Consider the following 18993-nt stretch of genomic DNA (forward strand, 5'->3'; position numbering starts at 1 on the left):
ATATAATTGTAAATACAACGAAAGTGGTAAATTAAGGTTACACTTTCCCGCCGTTAATATCACCTGCAGAATTGACAGAATAAAAATGAAATTACTCTCCCGCGCGCGTTTTAAACCCCACCTACTTAGCTTGTTAATTTTGACTGCCCTGGAAACACAGGGCGCACTGGCGTCCACAAACGATACGCTGGTTGTCTCTGCTGCGCCGGGCTCATCCTTGCGTCATGAGGATGCCACGCAAAAAAGCACCATGCTGGGCAACGCCGGCCAGCAGGCGCTACGCAACACGCCGTTCTCTGTTCAGTCGCTTTCACGCGAGTTGATGAAACAGCAGCAGTTAAAAAGCGTCAGCGATCTCTATCGCTATATGCCGTCGGTACAGGGCGACGGCGCGCGGCCGCAGACGCGCGGTATGCAGGGCAGCGTGGTGCAGAACAGCATGATCGACGGCCTGAACGTCGTCTCGACAACCGACTACGCGGCAGAGCAGTTCGACCATATCGAGGTACTGAACGGCCTGGCCGGTTCACTCTACGGCCCGGCAAACCCGGCGGGACTGTTCAATTTTGTGGCGAAGCGCGGCACCGATTTACCACAGCGTCGTCTGCGTATTGGCGGCGGCAGCGGCGGTAATCACAACGTCGCGGGGGATTTCAGCGGCCCGCTCGATCAAAGCGATCGCCTGCGCTATCGCCTGAACCTGCTGGATGACGAGGGCGGCGGCTATGTCAGCGGCAGCAAGGTGCGCCGCCAGCTGGTTAGCCTGGCGCTGGACGCAAACCTCAGCGACAGTACCGTGCTGGAGAGCAACTTCAGCTATTACCACTATTACGATAAAGGTCTGCCGGGCAAATTCGCGCTCGGCAATGGACTCACCTTCCCGGCGGCGCCCGACCCGAAAAAAAACGGACTTGGACAAGCCTATGCGGGCGACGACAACCATACCCTGACCGCAGGGCTGCGCCTGCGGCATGACTTTGACGGCAACTGGCAGGGCGAAGTGGGCGTACTGCGCCAGATTGCCGACCGCGAATCGACTGGCGTCACCAATACCTTTACCGATCGGGCGGGGCGCTATACCACGACGACCTCTTCCTCGACCGCCAGTCGCTTCACCATCAACAGCTATATGGCGAATCTTAACGGCGAAGTCGATACTGGCAGCATCCATCATCAGATCGCCACAGGCATCCGTGGTTTTGTCTGGAAGAATATGAATCCGCTGCACGGCGCGACTTCGACGCTGGGCAGCGCCTCGCTGGAACGGCCCTCTCGCTTTGAGCGGCCGGACTACCCCGACTTCAGCAACCGCTATCACTCCGCCACCGCGACGCAGCACGCCTTTTTGCTGAGCGACAACCTGCAGTTTTCTCCGCAGTGGAGCCTGCTGCTGGCAGGCAGCGAAAGCCTGCTCAGCTCCGCCAGCTACGCGAAAACCGGCGTGCGCAGCAGCGAATCCTCTAACAGTGGCTTTTCTGGCTCCGCCAGCCTGGTCTATAAGCCGGTGGATCCGCTGACGCTCTACCTCACCTGGGCGGATAGCCTGCAGCAGGGCGACGCCGCTCCGTCGGGCGCCAGCAACGCCGGCGCGATCCTGGCACCTTATCGCAGCAAGCAGACGGAAGTCGGCGCGAAGCTGGCGGTGAATCGGCTGCTGCTGACGGCGGCGCTGTTTGAGATCAAACGTCCCTTTGCCTATACCAACGGCAGCGGCGACTACGCTGTGGACGGCGAACAGCGCAACTGCGGCGTGGAGCTGATGGCGGATGGCGACGTCATGCAAGGGGTGCATCTCTACGGCGGCATGACCTGGCTCGATCCGCGCCTGTTCGATACCGGCAGCCGCGCGACGCAGGGAAAACAGGTGGTGGGGCTGGCACGCTATACCGCCAGCCTCTTCGCTGCCTGGGATCTGCCTGGCCTCAGCGGAGCCGATCTGCACGGCGGCGCGCGCTATGTCGGACGGCGCGCCACCGACAATGCCAACAGCGGCTGGGTAAGCGGCTATACCACCTTCGACGCGGGCGCGGCTTATCAAACCCGCCTGATGAACACCGCAACCACGTTTCGGCTCGATGTGACTAACCTGACCAATCGTCACTACTGGACCAATATCGTGCCGGGCGGCCTCAATGGTTACAGCGGCGCCGGGTATGCCAGCGCCTCGCTCGGCGCGCCGCGTCAGGTGCAACTCTCGATGCAGCTCGATTTTTAAGGAATCTGAATAATGAAAACGTTACTGCGGGCCAGCCTGACGCTGGCGCTGAGCCTGACGGCGGGCGTCGCCGCTGCCGCCACGCTAACCGACGACCTGGGGCAGCAGGTCGAGCTGCCGCATCCGGCGCGCCGCATCGCCGACGCCTGGTATGCGCACCATTCGCTGCTGATGACGCTGGGCGCGGGCGACCTGATCGTTGCGACCGTCAATCATCCCGCAGACCGGCCCTGGATGTTTAAGGTGCAGCCTTCGCTGAATCAGGCGCTGCAGGCGCGCGGAAAAACCTTTTCCAGCGAGGCGCTGGTGGCGCGCGGCGTCGACGCCATCTTCGTTCCTGCGCAGGATCCTGATGCGATAAGCTATCGCCAGGCGGCTATCCCGACGCTGAGTATGCGTTTTGACGACGTGGCGTCGATGAAACGTTCGCTGCTCACCACCGCGCAGGTGGTGGGTACGCCGCAGGCGCAGCGTCGGGCGCTGGCGTACAACCGTTATCTTGATGCGCAGATCGCCGCCGTCAGCACGCAAACCGCCTCGCTGAGCGAGGCGCAGCGGCCGCGGGTGCTGCATATTCAGTCGCTGCGGCCGCTGAAGGTTGACGGCAGCCAGACGCTGATTGACAGCTGGATCCGACTTGCCGGCGGCAGAAACGCGGCGGCGGCGGTGTCGGGCAATATGAAAGAGGTTTCGCCTGAGCAGGTCATCGCCTGGGATCCCGACATTATTATTATCGGGGCAGGCGCAGGCAGGCTTGTGGCGTCGCCTTATGCGGCGCTGTTTAGCGGCCTGAAGGCGGTAAATCAGCATCGCGTGCTGCAAAATCCCTCAGGCGTCTTTCCCTGGGATCGCTACGGCACCGAAGTGGCTTTGCAGATCCTCTGGGCGGCGAAGCAACTGCATCCGCAACGCTTTGCGCAGCTCGACCTTATCGCCGCCACCCGCCGCTTTTATCAGCGCTTTTATGGCTACCCGCTGCGCGCGGACGAAGCGGAAAGGATCCTGGCCGGTTGGCCGCCAGTTTCAGGCTGAAATCGCCCGCTTCGCTTTACTGAACAAAGTGTGCGGTGACTGGCGTAAAAAGCAGAGAAGAGGCGAATTCGGAACATGCTGACGCATTGTCTGATGGGAGAAAGTGTGACGTAGCGCTAAAATAGAGGCTTACTCGCAGCTGAGGTCTGACATAAATAATGACTTTACGTTTTTCCCCGATAGCCCTTATCGCCGTCGTCGCGCTCGCCGGATGCGCGAAAAAGCACTCTTACCAGGACGATCCCACGTTTACGGCCGGTCCCGCGCAGGTGAGCGTTTCCCATGTGATGACGCGCACCGATGACGGTTCATCAGTGTTCGTCACCGTCGACGGCAAAGATGCCGGCAAGCTGAACGGCGGGCAGAGTAAAGATCTCTTCCTGACGCCAGGCAAGCATAAAATCGGCGGCTACGTCGCCACCCTGTTTGGTCTGGGCCGCGTCACCATCAATCCAGTCGAAGTGAACACGGCTAAAGGCGAAGTGAAACATGTCGCCTATGAAGTAAAAAGCGACAAGCCGACCTTTACCGAATGGACACCGCCGTCTGCCGAAGGCTAAACCTCTCCTCCCGGGCCGGTCTGCGTTTGACCGGCTTTGCTCACGCTTTTCTCCTCCAGCTATTCCGTGCATGAGTCGTTAACTGCTTTGCGGCTAATTGTGATTATATGCAATCATAATTGACCATATGTGAGCATGATCAATTTATTGCACTGCTAATTCCCCTATAAATGCTCCTGTGACGCCTTCAAAAGAAAGTGCGCTGATTAAACTTAATCAATCTGTATCCTTACAGGAGACCAACGTGGCCTATCTCTACTGCAGCACGCGCTGCCCTGATTCAACATCCGCGCCGCCTTCAGGTGTCATCACGGCGATGCGCTAGCCCGTCAGCACGCGCAATAACTTAATGGAAAACAGACGAGGGTTATGACCCTCACGGTTTCGCTCGTCCTCAAGAGAGGCTCAGATGAATACGTTCAATGCTGAAGACACCCTGATTATCGTCGGCATCGTAGTGGCTTATATTGGTTTCACTACCTGGCTGACCTGGCGGCTGCGCAGCAAAAGCAGCGGCGATTTTATGGAAGGATCCCGCGCCATGCCCGCGCTGGTGGTCGGTATTTTGCTGATGTCGGAATATATCGGCGCCAAATCGACCGTCGGCACCGCGCAGGCCGCCTTTGAAGATGGCTTCGCCGCGTCCTGGTCGGTGATCGGCGCGGCAATCGGCTTTCCGCTGTTTGGCTTCCTGTTGGTCAAACGCATCTACAGCACCGGCAAAATCACCATCTCCGGCGCAATAGCGGAAAAGTACGGCAATACCACCAAAAACATCATCTCCGTCATCATGATTTACGCGCTGCTGCTGGTGAACGTGGGCAACTATGTGAGCGGCGCGGCGGCGATTTCGACCATCCTGAAAGTTAACCTGCCGGTTGCGGCCTTTATCACCGCCGTGGTCAGCACTTTTTACTTTTGCTATGGCGGCATGAAAGGGCTCGCCTGGGTCACGATGCTGCACAGCGCGCTGAAGTATTTCGGCATTCTCGCCATTATGGGGTTTGCACTCTATAAAACCGGCGGCTTTACGCCGATGATCGAGCAGATGCCCAGCTACTACTGGACGTGGGATGGCCATATCGGCGCCAGCACCATCGTCGCCTGGCTGATCGGCACTATCGGCTCCATCTTCTGTACTCAATTCGTGATTCAGGCGATCTCCTCAACAAAAGATGTGCGCTCGGCGAAGCGCGCCACCTGGGTTGCCTTCTTCTTTTGTCTGCCGATTGGCCTGGCGATTGCGGTTATCGGGGTGGCGGCGAAATATCTGCATCCGGAGATCAACAGCCTCTACGCGATGCCGATTTTCCTGCAGGATATGAATCCCTGGATGGCTGGCGTGGTGACAACGTCACTGGTAGCGTCGATATTTGTCAGCGTGAGCACCGTGGCGCTGGCCATCGCTTCGCTGGTGGTAAAGGATTTCTACGTGCCGTATCGCAAGCCGACGCCGGAGCAGGAGTTCAAGGCGACGCGCTGGCTCTCGTTGATTATCGGCTTCCTGCCGCTGATTTTTGTGCTTCTGGTGCCTGAGGTGCTGAAGCTCTCATTCTTTACCCGCGCCATTCGCCTCTCGATTTCGGTAGTGGCGGTGATCGCCTTCTACGCGCCGTTCTTTAAAAGCGCGCGCGGCGCCAACGCCGGTTTGATCGGCGCCTGTGTCGCGACATCAGTCTGGTACCTGCTGGGCGACCCGTTCGGCATTAATAATATGTATATTGCGCTGGTCACGCCGGCCATCATTATGGCGATCGATTACCTGATCCCAAACCGACAAGTAGATGAAACGCGCCAGAGCGTTGAACAGAGGGGAGTCCGATATGTCCGTAACCGTTAACCGCGATGGCGTACTGCGCCCAGCAGAGCAGGATGCGCGCCTCATGACGGCGATGCTGCCGTCGCCATGCCCGCAAAACCATGCGGCCAACCTTTTGCCGCTGCCGGACGGTTCGCTGCTGTGCGTCTGGTTCGGCGGCTCGCAGGAAGGCGTGGCGGATATCTCCGTCTATAGCTCGCGCCTTGCGTCGGGTGCCGATCGCTGGAGCGAGGCGGTAAAACTCTCCGACGATCCCGCGCGGTCGGAACAGAACCCGGTGCTGTTTCTGGCGCCTGACGGCGTACTGTGGCTGCTCTGGACGGCGCAGCTTGCCGGCAATCAGGATACCGCTATTGTGCGGATGCGCCAGTCGCGCGACCTGGGCGCCAGCTGGGGGCCGATCGAGACGCTGCTCGATCAGCCTGGCACCTTTATCCGCCAGCCGATTACCGTGCTGGAGAACGGCAACTGGCTGCTGCCGGTGTTCTACTGCCGCACTCAGCCGGGCGAGAAGTGGGTCGGCAACGATGACGTCAGCGCGGTGAAAATCTCCAGCGACGGCGGCAAAAGCTGGCGCGACGTCGCGGTACCCGGCAGTCTGGGCTGCGTGCATATGAACATCACCGCGCTGCCGAACGGCACGCTGGTGGCGCTTTATCGCAGCCGCTGGGCGGATCACATTTACTACAGCCAGTCAGAAGATGGTGGCGAAAGCTGGTCACAGCCCGAGCCGACCACGCTGCCCAACAATAACTCTTCTGTTCAGGTCACTACGCTGCAGGACGGCACGCTGGCGCTGGTGTTCAACAATATGAGCGCGGCGGGCGCGACGGAGCGACGCGCCTCGCTCTATGACGAAATCGACGACGGCGACGACAGCCGCAAGGAGCCGCAGGCGCGCGAAGGGCGCAGCGCGTTCTGGGGCGCGCCGCGCGCGCCGATGACGGTGGCGTTGTCGCCAGACGGCGGCAAAAGCTGGCCGTGGCAGCGCAATCTCGACGAAGGCGACGGTTACTGCATGACCAATAACTCCCAGCAGAAACTCAACCGCGAGTTCTCCTATCCCACTATCAAGCAGAGCGACGACGGCACTCTGCATATCGCTTATACCTTCTATCGACAGGCCATTAAGTATGTGCGCCTGTCGCCGGCATGGGTAAAGGAGGCGTCATGATTATCGGTAATCTGCAGGCGCTGGCGATGGCGGGGCTGCCCGCCGCGCTACGCGCCATCCTTGAGCGCGAGGATTGTCGGCTTGAGGCGCTTAAACAGCGCGAAGATGGCCGCTTTCAGCCCGCGGATGCGCAATGGTTTTGCCATATCGGCCCGGCGCAGACCGAGCCGGCGGCGCAGCGCCATACCGAATATCACCGCCAGTGGGCGGATATTCAGGTAGTGCTGGCGGGCAATGAGGTGATTAACGCCAGCCAGCAGCCTCTGGCGCAGCCGGACGACGAAGAGCGCAAAGCGGATCTTTTTATCGCCGCTGCGCCAGTGCTGCCGGTTTCGCTACGCTTGAGCGCTGGCGATTTCGCCGTATTTTTGCCTGGCGAACCGCATCAGGCGCTCTGTGCCGCATCGCAGCCGGAAAGGGTGCGCAAGGCGGTGTTTAAGATTCCACGTTCGCTTCTGGAGGCATAGATGCCGCATGCGTTAGTAACCGGCGCCAGCTCTGGCATTGGCGAAGCGATTGTCGCCGCGCTGCTCGATCAGGGCTGGCAGGTGACCGGGCTGAGTCGCAGTGCGGTAACGCGCGATAGAGCGCTTTTCCGCAGCGTTCAGGTAGATATGACCGATGAGCCGGCGCTTATCCGCACGCTGGCCGATCTTCCCGTGCCTGATGCGTTAGTGCATGCCGCCGGCATGATGGCTGCCGCGCCGGTGGGCGAGATCAACCTTGGCGTCAGCTCGCGCCTCTGGTCGCTGCACGTGCGCGCGGCGGAGATCCTCGCCAGCCGCTTTGCACCAGAGATGCAGCCGGGCGGCCGTATTGTGCTGATCGGCAGCCGTACCTCGCGCGGAGCGGCTAACCGCTCCCAGTATGTCGCGACCAAAGCCGCTATGGTGGGGATGGCGCGCAGCTGGGCGATGGAGCTGGCGCCGCGCGGCATTACGGTCAACGTGGTGGCGCCGGGCGCGACGGAAACGCCGATGCTCTCGCAGCCGGGCCGCGAGGCGTCCAGGCCGGTCGTGCCGCCGATAGGTCGGCTTATTCAGCCGCAGGAGGTCGCCGCGCTGACCGCTTTCTTGCTCTCGCCGCAGGCCGCGGCTATCACCGGTCAGGAGATGGTGATTTGCGGCGGCGCCTCGCTGCCCTAGGCGCGGGGGTTTAGCTTCGCCAGCTGTGCGCCGAAATGCTGCTCGATCACCTTAAAGGTTTCCAGCGCCTTGACGCGGTAAAGCTGCTCTGAAGGATGAATGCAGTCGGGCGACATCATGGCGCGCCAGTCGGGCATTTGTTGAATGCGCTGGTACTGACTGACCAGCGGCACCTTTTCCGTGCGGGCGACGGCGTCAAGCCGCGCAGCATAAGGCGCGACATCCCATTTCTCCGCCCGGCCGCACAGCGGATGCGGCTCCTGCAACACCACCGCTTTGCCGTTCGCTCTGGCGCTGTCGATCAGCGCCGTCATCACTTCGCCGTAGCGCTGCGGGCTCACCTGATACGGTTTTTCGATATCGTGAAAGTGATAGTGGCGTGCGTCGTTGGTGGCAAAATTAAGCAGGATTAGACGCGCGCTCGACTGTTTCATCGCTTCCTGCCACGGCGGATTGTGCTCATATTTATAACGTCCGTTCAGGAGTTCAATCGCCTGTGCCGACGGCGCGCCGCGATTGATCACCTGCACGCCGCTGCCGTATTTCGCCTGTAGCAGCTGATTAAGCACGGCGATTTCATTGTGCTCGCTGACGATATTGCGCAGCCGGCCCGCTTCGCGCACCGCCAGCACCCCTTTGGTGCTGGATCCTCCCCAGGCTTCAATAATAAAGGTGTCGGGCGATGCGGACTGCGCCATGGCTGACGCAGAAGCGGCGAGGGTAAGCGCAATGGATAGCGCCATTTTAAAATGAATTTTTTTTCGAAGCATATCGCTCTCGGCTTGTTGCCTGCAGTGAATATCGCGGTTAAACCACGGCTGCGATCACGGTAGCAAAATTAATTAGCCGCCAACAACCCGAAAAGTCTCGATAGTTACCAGCAAAATTATATCAATACTTTGTTTTTGTAAGGCGACACTTTTTAAGCGGATCGCGGCGAACAGGACGTTTTTTTCGCGCCAGCAAAGTAAAATAAGCAGAATCGCATTCGTTAGCGATATTTCTTCTATTAACCGGCCTTATCAGCCGTCTCGTTTAGCGGAGTGCAACCCGCAACAGAACGGACATGAGCGGCATGCAGAAAAAGGAAATTGTCAGGCTATTGTTTTTGATAGATAAAACGGCGATGGCAGCGCCAAGGCGGTTAGCTTTTCATACCTGCATTATCTGGCCTTTTTCCTAATTCAATCGCGAAGCTTTAGGCATATTCCTAATGTCCTGTCTGCGCAATGCTTTTTATCGTTAAGTGATGATAGGCTTTACCCACACAGGCCAGACAGGGTTATTCTGATTTCTGCGCGGCCGACTTCACCAGGTCAGGATTATATCCTTTTCGCGTCTCGCTGTTAAAAATGCGGCAGGAGAGAGGCGACGTTCTGACGAATTATTGAGAAGGGTACAACGTGGAAAATAAAGCGTTTCTCTCGAGCCGAAATATCGGCCTGGATTTCCTGCGCGCGCTGTTGATTCTGGAAGGGGTTTTATATCATGCCGCGCGAAGTCTTCCCGGCGGTAATAACTGGTACTATATTTCAGGGAAAAATGAGGCGGACGGCTTTACCGCGCTGATCGAGTTTATGCATACCTTTCGAATGGAAGCCTTTTTCTTCCTGTCGGGCATGTTCTCGGCAATGGTCATCCTGCGTAAGGGCTCCGACTTTTTTTACAGTAACCGCAAGAAGCGCGTCGTGGTGCCGCTGATCTCCGCCTTCCTGTTTATTCCCGGGCTGATGTATCTCATTAACGCGCAAATCGACGGCGAAGCCCTCACCACCCATAACGCGCTGGGCGCCTATACTTCGCTGCACCACCTTTGGTTCCTGGTTTCGCTGACCGCGATGTCGTTCCTGATCCCGGGCAGTCTCTATCAGCGCGCGGCGATGATGATGCGCCGTCTGCCTTTCCCGCTGCTGGTCGCAGCGCTGATCGTCGCGGCAAACGCCTTCTTTGTGGTGAAGTTCTTCGTGAAAGACTTCGGCGAGTGGGTCAATCTTATCCCCGTTACCGCCCGCTTTATGGTGTTCTACGCGGCAGGCTATGCGCTCTACCTTAACAGCGATCAGATACCGCAACAGGCGCGCAGTATCCTGGTCAATACCAAAGTGGTGGCGGCGCTGGGGCTTGCCTGCTGGCTGGTGTTCTATGCCATTTTCCACTACAACATCACCAGCAGCCTGAAGTATCTGCCGGTGCTCTGCTCCAGCGTGTTCTCGGTGATTTTCTCGTACTGGGTGGTCTTCACCTTTGAGAAATTGCGTATGAAAGAGAGCCGCCTGGTGAAGGGCGTGGTGGATTCCGCGCTGGTGATCTACATCATGCACTATCCGCTGGTGATCACCTTCGCCTGGCTGCTGGATGGCTATCTGCCCGACGCGCTGCCGATAACCTATGTCGCGGTGGTGACCACGCTTGGCCTGATCTGCAGCGCCGCGCTCTATTTGCTGATTAAGCAGCTGCCGCTGATGTCGCTGCTGTTCGGGCTGAAACCGGCCCGCGTGCAGAACGTGCCAGCCACCGATCCCCGCAGCTAATTCCCTCGCGTTGCCTCTGCCCGGCGGACCTTGTCCGCCGGGCATTCTGTTACAAACCTCTTTATTTAGGCGCCGCAAAAGCGGTTATGCTGTTACTACTTCAGACAACCGTGTAGCGAAGGGATCATGATTGTAAATTGCATGGTATATCGCCCAGGCCAGACCGGGCAGGAATTAGACGTAGAAAAAATCAGCGATGTGCTAAGTGAGCCGGATGCCTTTATCTGGATGGGCCTTTATCAGCCCGAAGCGGAGTTCATGCATAAAATCCAGAACGAGTTCGGGCTGCATGAACTGGCGGTAGAGGACGCGCTATGCGCGCACCAGCGTCCCAAGATCGAGCAGTATGGCGAGTCGATGTTTATCGTGGTGAAGACCGTCAGTTCGGAAAATGAACACCTTCACCTGGGCGAAACCCACTTCTTTATCGGTAAAAACTTCCTGATCACCCTGCGTCACGGCGCTTCCGACAGCTATGCGCCCATTCGCGAGCGCGTGGCGCAAAACAGCGCGCTGCTCGATCATGGGCCAGGCTATCCGCTCTACTGTATTCTCGATTTTATCGTCGATCGCTATGGCGAATATACCGCCTCGCTGGGCGATAAAATCAATGAGATGGAGGCGGCGCTGTTCCGCTCCGAATTTGATAATCTCGCGGTGAAAAAGGTTTATCGCCTGCGCCGCGAGCTGCTGAGCCTGCGCAATGCGGCACAACCGCTGGAAGAGATCTGCCAGCAGCTGGTGCGGCTGCACGAAGATATCGTGCCGAAAGAGCTGCGCGCCTATCTGCGTGACGTACAGGATCATGCGCGCCACGTAGTCACCGACGCGGAAGATATGCGGGAAATGCTCACCAGCGCCATGCACGTCAACCTGGCGATGGTGGCGGTGCAGCAGAACGAGGTGACGAAAAAACTGGCGGGCTGGGGTGCGATTCTGGTGGTGCCGACGGTGATCTTCAGCATGTACGGCATGAACTTTAAAGAGATGCCGGAGCTGAACTCGCCGCTGGGCTATCCGCTGGCGCTGGGCGGCACAATCGTCGGCTGCTTCCTGCTCTGGCTGCGGCTGCGCAAGTCGGGCTGGCTGTAGCGGCTGCGCCGCGACGCTCCGCGCGTCGCGGCCTGACGCCTTACTCTTCGATAGAGGTCAGCAGGGCATTTTGAATAATGCGCTGCGCTTTCAGGGGATTTTGCTCCAGCTGCGCCGCCTGCAGCGCGGCCATATCCAGCTTGTCGAGCGCGCGATAAATATGCTTGAGGAAGCGGATCGAAAGGTTGGCGGCTTCTACATGGTCTTCGCGGAACGGAAACTGATCGAGCTGCCAGACGCCGTCCCAGTTGTTGCACTTCAGCACGTAGAAAAACTCGAAAATTTCGGTCATATGTACGGTGCCGACCACGAGGTCGTCATCCCAGCCGCGCAGGTTGTCGTTCACGTCCATGCCAAACAGGCGGCCGCGATCGATAATCAGCTGCGCAGAGCCGGCCGGCGATTCGCCCGCGAACAGCGCATGACCGAAATCCAGCAGGATCCCTACGTTATCCAGCCCGATCTCCTCAATACCCAGCAGCGACTTCGCCGCAGAATCCCAGGTCATTTTAACGCGCGGCTCGCGCGGCTTGTATTCGATGGCGAATTTCACGTCCGGGTTTGCGCCGGCCAGCTCGCGCATGCCGTCGACCGCCAGCTTCCACAGGTTCTTATGATCGACCTGGAAAGGGTAATCCCAGCCATCCTGACCGGGCCAGACTTTAACGTAGTTTGCGCCCAGCTCGCGCACTACGTCGGCCGCTTCGTTCATCAGCGCCAGCGCCTCGGCACGCACCGCCGCGTCGGGATGGGTAAAGGCGCCGCGCGAGAATTTGCGCAGATAGATCTCCGGCGTCACGCCGATCGCTTTCAATCCCGCCTCCTGCAGCGCCTGCTTCACCTCGGCGACCGTGACGCCAGGGGTAAAGGGATAGGGGATATCGACATAGGCGAGATCCTCCACTTCAGCCGCCAGCTTGATCTGATCCAGCGTGCTGAGCGCCGGGCCGTAGCCGTCAACCGCGTAGCGATCGATGTAGTTCGCGAAATGCCACAGGCCAGCGCCAAACTTCGGATAGTTGTAGTCACTCATTGCCGATATTCTCCGTTCAGGATGCAGACAGAAAGGTGGTCGGATTGCGACGGCAATCCATAATGGAATATATATTCATTAAGGATTATATATTCCATTGTGCGGGCTGAGTTGGCTACCTTGCCAGCGCAGCGCGCGATAACTGTAAGGTAGGTCACAAAAAATCTCAGCGCTCCCAGGGAAGAGAAAGCGGATGTCGGCGCGCGGGGAACAGCGAATGGGGCCGTTCGGCTTGTTAAACGGTGTCATTAAGGGGATGATCTGCGCAGTCTGAATCCACATCGTAGGCGCTATGCTCATCAGCACTGAAAACTTTCGCAGCTACACGGCCGATACGCAGCTTGCCTGCACGCTTGCGGCTGTCGCGGGCGCGCTAAATACTGCGGCGTTTGAGGTTGTCGGCTTTTTCTCCGCCAATATGACAGGCAATGTCTCTTCGCTTTCGGATCATCTGGCCAAGGCAAGCCTGGCGCCAGCTATCTTCTTTGTGTCGATTGTCGCCATCTTTATCACCGGCTCCGCTTTTTCCACTCTGCTGATCAATGCTGGACGGCGCAATAACATGCGCAAAGTCTATGCCTTCAATATTCTGGTGGAGGGCGTCGGTCTGGTTGGGCTTGGCGGGGTTGAAACATGGCTGACGCCGCAGTCGCCCGGCGTGGTGTTGATTTTATCTCTGAGCTTTTTGATGGGGCTGCAGAATGCAGTCGTCACCCGAATATCGAACGCGCGCGTGAGAACCACCCATGTCTCGGGCACCTCGACGGATATCGGTATTGAATTAGCGATGCTGTTCGACGTGCTGAGGCGCAAAGAGTCGCCGAAAGAGGCGCCGCTCTATATTGAGCGTCTGAAACTGCACGCCTTAACGCTGCTCTCGTTTCTGTCTGGGGGCGTGGCCGGGATCTGGCTCTATCGCGCGTTTGGCTATCCGTTCATTATGTTGATCGGCCTGCTGCTTATCGCTCTCGCGCTGCATACCATGCTGGGCAGGCGTGCCAGTCCGGCGAATCAGTAAAGCGCTTGCTGTCAGCGAGAGGCGCGGCTCGCTAAACCGCGCCTGTGGCAGGGGGCGATCAGCTAAAGCCGGCGCCCAGCAGCTGTTTATCGATGCGGCAGCCGGGCATCATCGCCTCCAGCCCGGCGATCAGCTCGTCGCTGGCGTGATGCAGCGCATCTAGCGGCATTTCCGGCAGGCTCTCAAGAATAAACCACATCTGCTGCGCGCTGGCGTCAAGACGCGTTCGCACGCCCTGGCGCCAGTTCCAGCGCCGGCAGGTAACGCCAAGATCATCGCGCCAGATCACTTCACCCGGTTCGGGCGACTCTTCACAGGGTTCGCCCGCTTTCAGCGTGTCGAAGCGTTCGCTGCCGTCGGCGCACACCAGCCGCGCATCGCCGACATAGGCGGCAGCATTTTCGCCGCCGATCGGCAGGGCGTACTTAATGCTGATGGCGTTATAGAGATCGACGATCGGATCGATGGCAGGCAGCGCGCCGTCGCGAGCGACTCGCTTGCGCAGCGCTTCGACCGAGCTCGGCGTACGGGCCGGTTTCGCGCCAAAGGCCTTAAAGACGTCGCGCCAGGCGGCGAGATGCGCTTCGGCGTAGGGCACATCCTCGGTGGCGACGGCGCGGCAGGCGTCTTCCAGCGCCGTGCGCGCCACCTGCGGGTGCCGCACCTCAGTCGCTTCAACCAGAATGCTGATAGCGCGAAAGCCCGGCGCCAGCGCGAGTACGGTCAGCTCGACCACAGGAGAGAAAGAAAACATCGCTATTCCTTGTAGAGGGTTACGGCATGAAGTGTAGCGACGGATGGCGGTGGCTGCTCGCTCGGAGCGGCGCAGACCAGATAAAAATCCAGGAATATGCCGAATCCGCAGTAAATTACCCGCACTTTGCTGTGCAGTTGCATTATTTGTCTATACTGAAACTGGACTTAATAACTAGTGAGAAAATCATGAAAAAGACAATTATTGCACTTTCTGCTCTGATGCTGGCGACTCCGGTTTTTGCGGCTACCACACACGCTACCGATGAAACCGTGGCTGAAGCGCATAAAGGCGCCGACACCGCCAAAGAGAAACTGCATCAGGCGCAGGATGCGGGCGCTGAACAGAAGCTGAAAGCGGAACACGCCGCTGAAGGCAAAAGCCATGCGACCACCAGCAAAGTAAGCGAAGGTTCGCAAAAAGCCTGGCACAGCACCAAGCAGGGCAGCGAAAAAGCCTGGGATAAAACCAAGCAGGGCGCTGAAGACCTGAAAAACAAAGCAACGAACTAACCGAAAATGGCCGGTTAAACCGGCCATTTTTTTATCCTCTCTCCGGCTTCAGGCGCACCGCGCGCCGTCCCGCCAGCAGCGACACCGCCGCCATTGAAAAAATTCCCCAGCAGTAAACGTTAGCCGTCGCCACCAGGCCTATCATCGGCACCGCGCAGCCCGCCAGCAGCGCCGGCAGCGCAAAAGCGAGATAGCTTTTTATCAGAAAGGCCGCGAATAGCCCGGCGCGCTCGTGACTCTCCGCCAGCGGCATTACGATGCTGATAATGGTCGAAAAGATCGAACCGAATCCCTGCCCGGCAACCGCGGTGCCGAGAAACAGCAGCGCCGTCTGGTGATGATTAATGCCGATCAGGGTCACGCCAATACCCGCCATCAGCGCCAGGGTGCCGAGAAACAGCGCGCGCTGCGGCTGCCAGCGGCGGAAAATAAACACCGACGCCGTGGCGCTCAGCATCAGCGTCGCCACCACGGCGCCGCCGACAAACGGCGAGCTGCGGTCGGTCGCGAGGATCGCCAGCGTCGGCATCAGCGATAAATAGAAGCCGCCCAGCGCCCAGGCCGCCACATTGACCGGCGCCAGCCGCAGCAGCGCGCCCAGCGCACGCGGCGGAATCGCAACCTGCGGCTTTAAAGCGCGCAGCGCGCCGGGCGTCCGCGCCACCGTTTCAGGCATGAGCGGCAGCAGCGCCAGCGCCAGCAGCATTAGCGTAAACAGCAGCGCATAGATGGAAACGGTGGGGAAAGGCGCAAAAGTGATCAGCAGCGCGCCCGTCAGGCTGCCCGCCAGCAGGCCGAGAAAAGCCGTTATCGAATTGAGCAGCGGGCCGCGCGCCTTATCGCCGTCAAGGATCGCCGCGCCAAAGGTCGGCAGCGCGATACCCGTCGCAATGCCCTGAACTATTCGCGCGGCGATCAGCGTTTGCGCCGAGTCCGCCAGCATAAACATAAGTAGCGCCAGCGCGTTGCACAGCAGTGCCGCCAGCATCATCACGCGCCGACCGATAAAATCGGAAAGGCGGCCCAGCGTCAGCAGGGCAAAAAGCAGGGCGAACGCATAGCTGGCGAAAATCAGCGTCACCGCCAACGGCGACAGGTGGTAAAGCGTGCGATAGAGCGGGTAGAGTGGCGTCGGCGCGCTGCTGGTCGCGGAGAACAGCATGGCGCAGACAAAGGCGTAAAGAGTAATGCGCGCCGCGGCAGCGGCGGGCAACGTTGTGGTAGAGGAAGACATGGTTATCACCTTAAAGCAAAATATTAGCTTTAAGAGAGGTATACTTGCATTTCTCAGTTAACGCAATATCTTTGCATTAAACAATTTTCGACATGCTTATTCTTTTCGAGGAGGAAAAAAGATGGCCAGGGAGATGATCAGGCAGGGCGGACGTAGCGCGCGCATTCAGGAAGAGGTGCACAAGGCGGTCAATATGCTGCTGAAAACCCGCGACCGCAGCGAGTTGACGGTGCCAATGGTGGCAGAAACGGCGGGCGTGACGCCATCCACCCTCTATCGCCGCTGGGGCGATCTGACACAGCTGCTCGCCGACGTGGCGGTGGCGCGTATGCGCCCGATAAGCGAGCCTGAAGATACCGGCGAGATGCAAAGCGATATGGAAGCTTTCATTTTGCAGTATGCAGAAGAGATGTCGTCGAAACCGGGGCGGCAGATGCTGGCTGATGTTATCGGCAGCGGGAGTAATGGCGCGACGGTGAAGTGCTGCGGTTTTACCGCGCTTCATCTTGAGACGCTGCGAAAGCGCGCAATCGCGCGCGGCGAAGCGGGCTTCTCGATCGATGAGGCGGTGGATACGGTAGTGGCGCCGGTGATCTATCACATTCTGTTTGAAGACCGCGAGCCAACGCCAGACTACTGCCGCGAACGGGTAGCGCGGCTGTTTCAGAACCGCTAACGGCGGCTGCGACAAAAGGGATGCTGTGCAAAAGCGGCCGCGCAGTATCAAGGCATCCATTTATAGTTACAACATACTAATTGGTTTTTAGTAAAAGCAATCAGCACCGTGCCAAATGCAACCTAAAAAAGTCAGCACAGAAAGGGCGCTAGCCATTAATTGCTCCCTAATCCGCTGACAACTAATGACCTGCCAGGCTTGTTCAAATCACCCCAGCGCACCGGATAGCGCTGGGCTAGTAATAAACCAGGCAAATAAATAGATTGAAATATTCGCTATATAATGCAATTAATAACGAATGGCGACCGGACAGTTTTTTATAGTTACTAAAATCGTAATTGAGATGAATTCGCACTAATATAAAAACAAGCGTGAAGGGCGTCTCTCGATAAATATTAACCTTTATTCAAACGTTCTTTGATTTATATCAACCTGACTTTCGGCTAAGCAGCTCATCTATTTCCATAGAGATAAATTATACCTATAATTAGGTAGTTAACCCTACCTGCGCTATTCCTCATTCCAGCGTTGCTTTGCGCTGCGTCATGAAAGCCCCTACAAATCCTCTTGTTTTTCTGGCTTGCTAAGATAGGCTTATTAACCATTCTACAGGACGGAAGAGTTCGCCAAATAACGGCGCCTGAATAGCATCCGTATTTCTTTAAAAAGGGCAAAGCTGATTCGGCGTCGTCATCTGATTACATTCAGATTCGTATTAATACGGATTTATTCGGTTTCTCATTTATTACTTTTTAATTACTACTCGCAGACAGCGGGAGCGATCCGTCTGCTGCTTATTGGGAGGATATGTGAGCGTAAAACCTCATTCCGGGCACGGCGCGCTTGAAAACTGGGCGCCTGAAAATCAACAATTTTGGGAAAGCCGCGGCAAACATATCGCCCGGCGTAACCTCATTATCTCCGTCTGCGCGCTGCTGCTCGCCTTCTGCGTCTGGATGCTGTTTAGCACCGTCGCCGTCAACCTGAATCGGGTAGGATTTAACTTCACCGTCGATCAGCTGTTCTTGCTGACCGCATTGCCTTCACTCTCCGGCGCGCTGTTCCGCGTGCCTTACTCTTTTGTCGTGCCGGTGGTCGGCGGCCGTCTCTGGACGGTGATCAGCACCGCCGTGCTGATCATTCCCTGCGTCTGGCTCGGCTTCGCGGTGCAGAATCCGGCAACCCCCTACGGCGTGTTTATCGTCATTTCGCTGTTCTGCGGTCTGGCGGGCGCTAACTTCGCCTCAAGCATGGGCAACATCAGCCTTTTCTTTCCCAAAAGTAAGCAGGGCTCGGCGCTAGGCATTAACGGCGGCCTCGGCAACCTGGGCGTCAGCGTGATGCAGCTGGTCGCGCCGCTGATTATCGTAGTGCCGTTCTTCGTGGGCGGCGCGACGCTGGAGGATGGCAGCCAGATTTGGCTCGCCAACGCCGCGTGGATCTGGGTGCCGCTGCTGGCGCTGGCTTCGATCGCCGCCTGGGGTGGCATGAACGATATCGCCGGCATGCGCGCCTCGCTGCGGGAACAGCTGCCGGTGCTGAAGCAGGGGCATCTCTGGACGCTCGGGCTGCTCTACCTCGCTACTTTCGGCTCGTTTATCGGCTTCTCGGCGGGCTTCGCCATGCTGGCGAAAACGCAGTACCCGCAGGTAGACATTATTCATCTCGCCTTTTTCGGCCCCTTCCTCGGCGCGCTGGCGCGGTCGGCGGGCGGTTTTCTCTCTGACAAATTCGGCGGTGTGCGCGTTACGGCGATCAACTTTATGCTGATGACGCTTTTCTCCGCGCTGTTGTTCCTGACCCTGCCTGGCAGCGTCGCCGGCTCTTTCCTGAGCTTCTACGTGGTGTTTATGGGTCTGTTCCTGACCGCCGGCCTCGGCAGCGGCTCGACCTTCCAGATGATCGCGGTGATCTTCCGTCAGATCACGCTGGATCGCATGACCGCCAAAGGCCACAGCAAGGAAGAGGCGCAGCACGCCGCCGTCACCGACACCGCCGCCGCGCTGGGCTTTATCTCCGCGCTGGGCGCGGTCGGCGGCTTCTTTATCCCGAAAGCGTTCGGCACCTCGCTGACCCTCACCGGTTCGCCCGTCGGCGCTATGAAAATTTTTCTGGTCTTTTATATCGTCTGTCTGCTGTTGACCTGGCTGCTGTATGGCCGTCGCAAAACCAATAACAACTAAGCAGAGCATATGAGC

General features: G+C 58.2%; 17 protein-coding genes. 13 read left to right on the plus strand and 4 right to left on the minus strand.

Going from position 1 to position 18993, the window contains the following annotated elements; genetic code table 11:
• Positions 1-85: 85 nt before the first annotated feature.
• The 7 genes from JS46_RS05180 to JS46_RS05210 all read left to right on the plus strand — a co-directional run bounded on the left by JS46_RS05180 (position 86) and on the right by JS46_RS05210 (position 7945).
• The gene (locus JS46_RS05180; protein WP_033748677.1) at positions 86-2215 is read left to right on the plus strand and encodes a TonB-dependent siderophore receptor; all 2130 of its coding nucleotides are present in this window, start codon (positions 86-88) and stop codon (positions 2213-2215) included.
• Positions 2216-2227: 12 nt separating this feature from the next.
• The gene (locus JS46_RS05185) at positions 2228-3247 is read left to right on the plus strand and encodes an ABC transporter substrate-binding protein (RefSeq protein WP_033748680.1); all 1020 of its coding nucleotides are present in this window, start codon (positions 2228-2230) and stop codon (positions 3245-3247) included.
• A 158-nt stretch (positions 3248-3405) separates the two neighbouring features.
• Positions 3406-3807 (plus strand): hypothetical protein, encoded by a 402-nt coding sequence (locus JS46_RS05190; RefSeq protein WP_033748682.1) that lies wholly within the window; start codon positions 3406-3408, stop codon positions 3805-3807.
• Between the two features lie 409 nt (positions 3808-4216).
• Positions 4217-5647 carry a sodium:solute symporter family protein gene (locus JS46_RS05195; protein ID WP_033748684.1) on the plus strand — a complete coding sequence of 477 codons (1431 nt, stop codon included), beginning with the start codon at positions 4217-4219 and terminating at the stop codon, positions 5645-5647.
• Positions 5631-6800: an exo-alpha-sialidase gene (locus tag JS46_RS05200; protein ID WP_033748686.1), complete on the plus strand. Its 1170-nt coding sequence runs from the start codon at positions 5631-5633 to the stop codon at positions 6798-6800. Before JS46_RS05195 ends, JS46_RS05200 begins: the two co-directional genes overlap by 17 nt.
• The gene (locus tag JS46_RS05205) at positions 6797-7267 is read left to right on the plus strand and encodes a YhcH/YjgK/YiaL family protein (protein ID WP_033748689.1); all 471 of its coding nucleotides are present in this window, start codon (positions 6797-6799) and stop codon (positions 7265-7267) included. The genes JS46_RS05200 and JS46_RS05205 overlap by 4 nt, the downstream gene beginning before the upstream one ends.
• The gene (locus JS46_RS05210; protein ID WP_033748691.1) at positions 7268-7945 is read left to right on the plus strand and encodes an SDR family NAD(P)-dependent oxidoreductase; all 678 of its coding nucleotides are present in this window, start codon (positions 7268-7270) and stop codon (positions 7943-7945) included.
• On the opposite strand, the gene JS46_RS05215 is transcribed toward JS46_RS05210, so the two are convergent.
• Positions 7942-8688 carry an SGNH/GDSL hydrolase family protein gene (locus JS46_RS05215; RefSeq protein WP_033749085.1) on the minus strand — a complete coding sequence of 249 codons (747 nt, stop codon included), beginning with the start codon at positions 8686-8688 and terminating at the stop codon, positions 7942-7944. The two genes, JS46_RS05210 and JS46_RS05215, sit on opposite strands and share 4 nt — an antisense overlap.
• Positions 8689-9348: 660 nt before the next feature.
• Here JS46_RS05215 and JS46_RS05220 point away from each other — a divergent pair.
• Both JS46_RS05220 and corA read left to right on the plus strand, forming a co-directional pair.
• Positions 9349-10476: an acyltransferase family protein gene (locus tag JS46_RS05220; RefSeq protein WP_051905571.1), complete on the plus strand. Its 1128-nt coding sequence runs from the start codon at positions 9349-9351 to the stop codon at positions 10474-10476.
• A gap of 126 nt (positions 10477-10602) precedes the next feature.
• The gene (gene corA / locus JS46_RS05225; protein WP_033748694.1) at positions 10603-11568 is read left to right on the plus strand and encodes a magnesium/cobalt transporter CorA; all 966 of its coding nucleotides are present in this window, start codon (positions 10603-10605) and stop codon (positions 11566-11568) included.
• Between the two features lie 40 nt (positions 11569-11608).
• On the opposite strand, the gene JS46_RS05230 is transcribed toward corA, so the two are convergent.
• Positions 11609-12601, minus strand: coding sequence for a sugar phosphate isomerase/epimerase (locus tag JS46_RS05230; protein WP_033748696.1), 993 nt, complete (start codon positions 12599-12601; stop codon positions 11609-11611).
• 292 nt (positions 12602-12893) lie between these two features.
• Between JS46_RS05230 and JS46_RS05235 the strand changes: the two genes are divergently transcribed.
• A complete protein-coding gene (locus tag JS46_RS05235) occupies positions 12894-13619 on the plus strand; it encodes a YoaK family protein (RefSeq protein WP_033748697.1) in 726 nt (241 codons plus the stop codon).
• A gap of 58 nt (positions 13620-13677) precedes the next feature.
• Here the strand turns inward: JS46_RS05235 and JS46_RS05240 are convergent, their stop codons facing one another.
• The gene (locus JS46_RS05240; RefSeq protein WP_033748698.1) at positions 13678-14373 is read right to left on the minus strand and encodes a B3/4 domain-containing protein; all 696 of its coding nucleotides are present in this window, start codon (positions 14371-14373) and stop codon (positions 13678-13680) included.
• Between the two features lie 188 nt (positions 14374-14561).
• Between JS46_RS05240 and JS46_RS05245 the strand changes: the two genes are divergently transcribed.
• Positions 14562-14885 (plus strand): hypothetical protein, encoded by a 324-nt coding sequence (locus JS46_RS05245; protein WP_033748700.1) that lies wholly within the window; start codon positions 14562-14564, stop codon positions 14883-14885.
• Positions 14886-14916: 31 nt separating this feature from the next.
• Here JS46_RS05245 and JS46_RS05250 read toward each other — a convergent pair whose 3' ends face one another.
• Entirely contained in the window at positions 14917-16119 is a 1203-nt protein-coding gene (locus tag JS46_RS05250; protein ID WP_033748702.1) for an MFS transporter, read from the minus strand.
• 121 nt (positions 16120-16240) lie between these two features.
• On the opposite strand from JS46_RS05250, the gene JS46_RS05255 reads away from it, so the two are divergent.
• The gene (locus JS46_RS05255) at positions 16241-16795 is read left to right on the plus strand and encodes a TetR/AcrR family transcriptional regulator (protein WP_033748705.1); all 555 of its coding nucleotides are present in this window, start codon (positions 16241-16243) and stop codon (positions 16793-16795) included.
• 809 nt (positions 16796-17604) lie between these two features.
• Positions 17605-18978 carry a NarK family nitrate/nitrite MFS transporter gene (locus JS46_RS05260; protein ID WP_033748707.1) on the plus strand — a complete coding sequence of 458 codons (1374 nt, stop codon included), beginning with the start codon at positions 17605-17607 and terminating at the stop codon, positions 18976-18978.
• Positions 18979-18993: the final 15 nt, after the last annotated feature.

This window comes from Pantoea sp. NGS-ED-1003, from assembly GCF_000738765.1.
GTDB lineage: Bacteria > Pseudomonadota > Gammaproteobacteria > Enterobacterales > Enterobacteriaceae > Pantoea > Pantoea septica.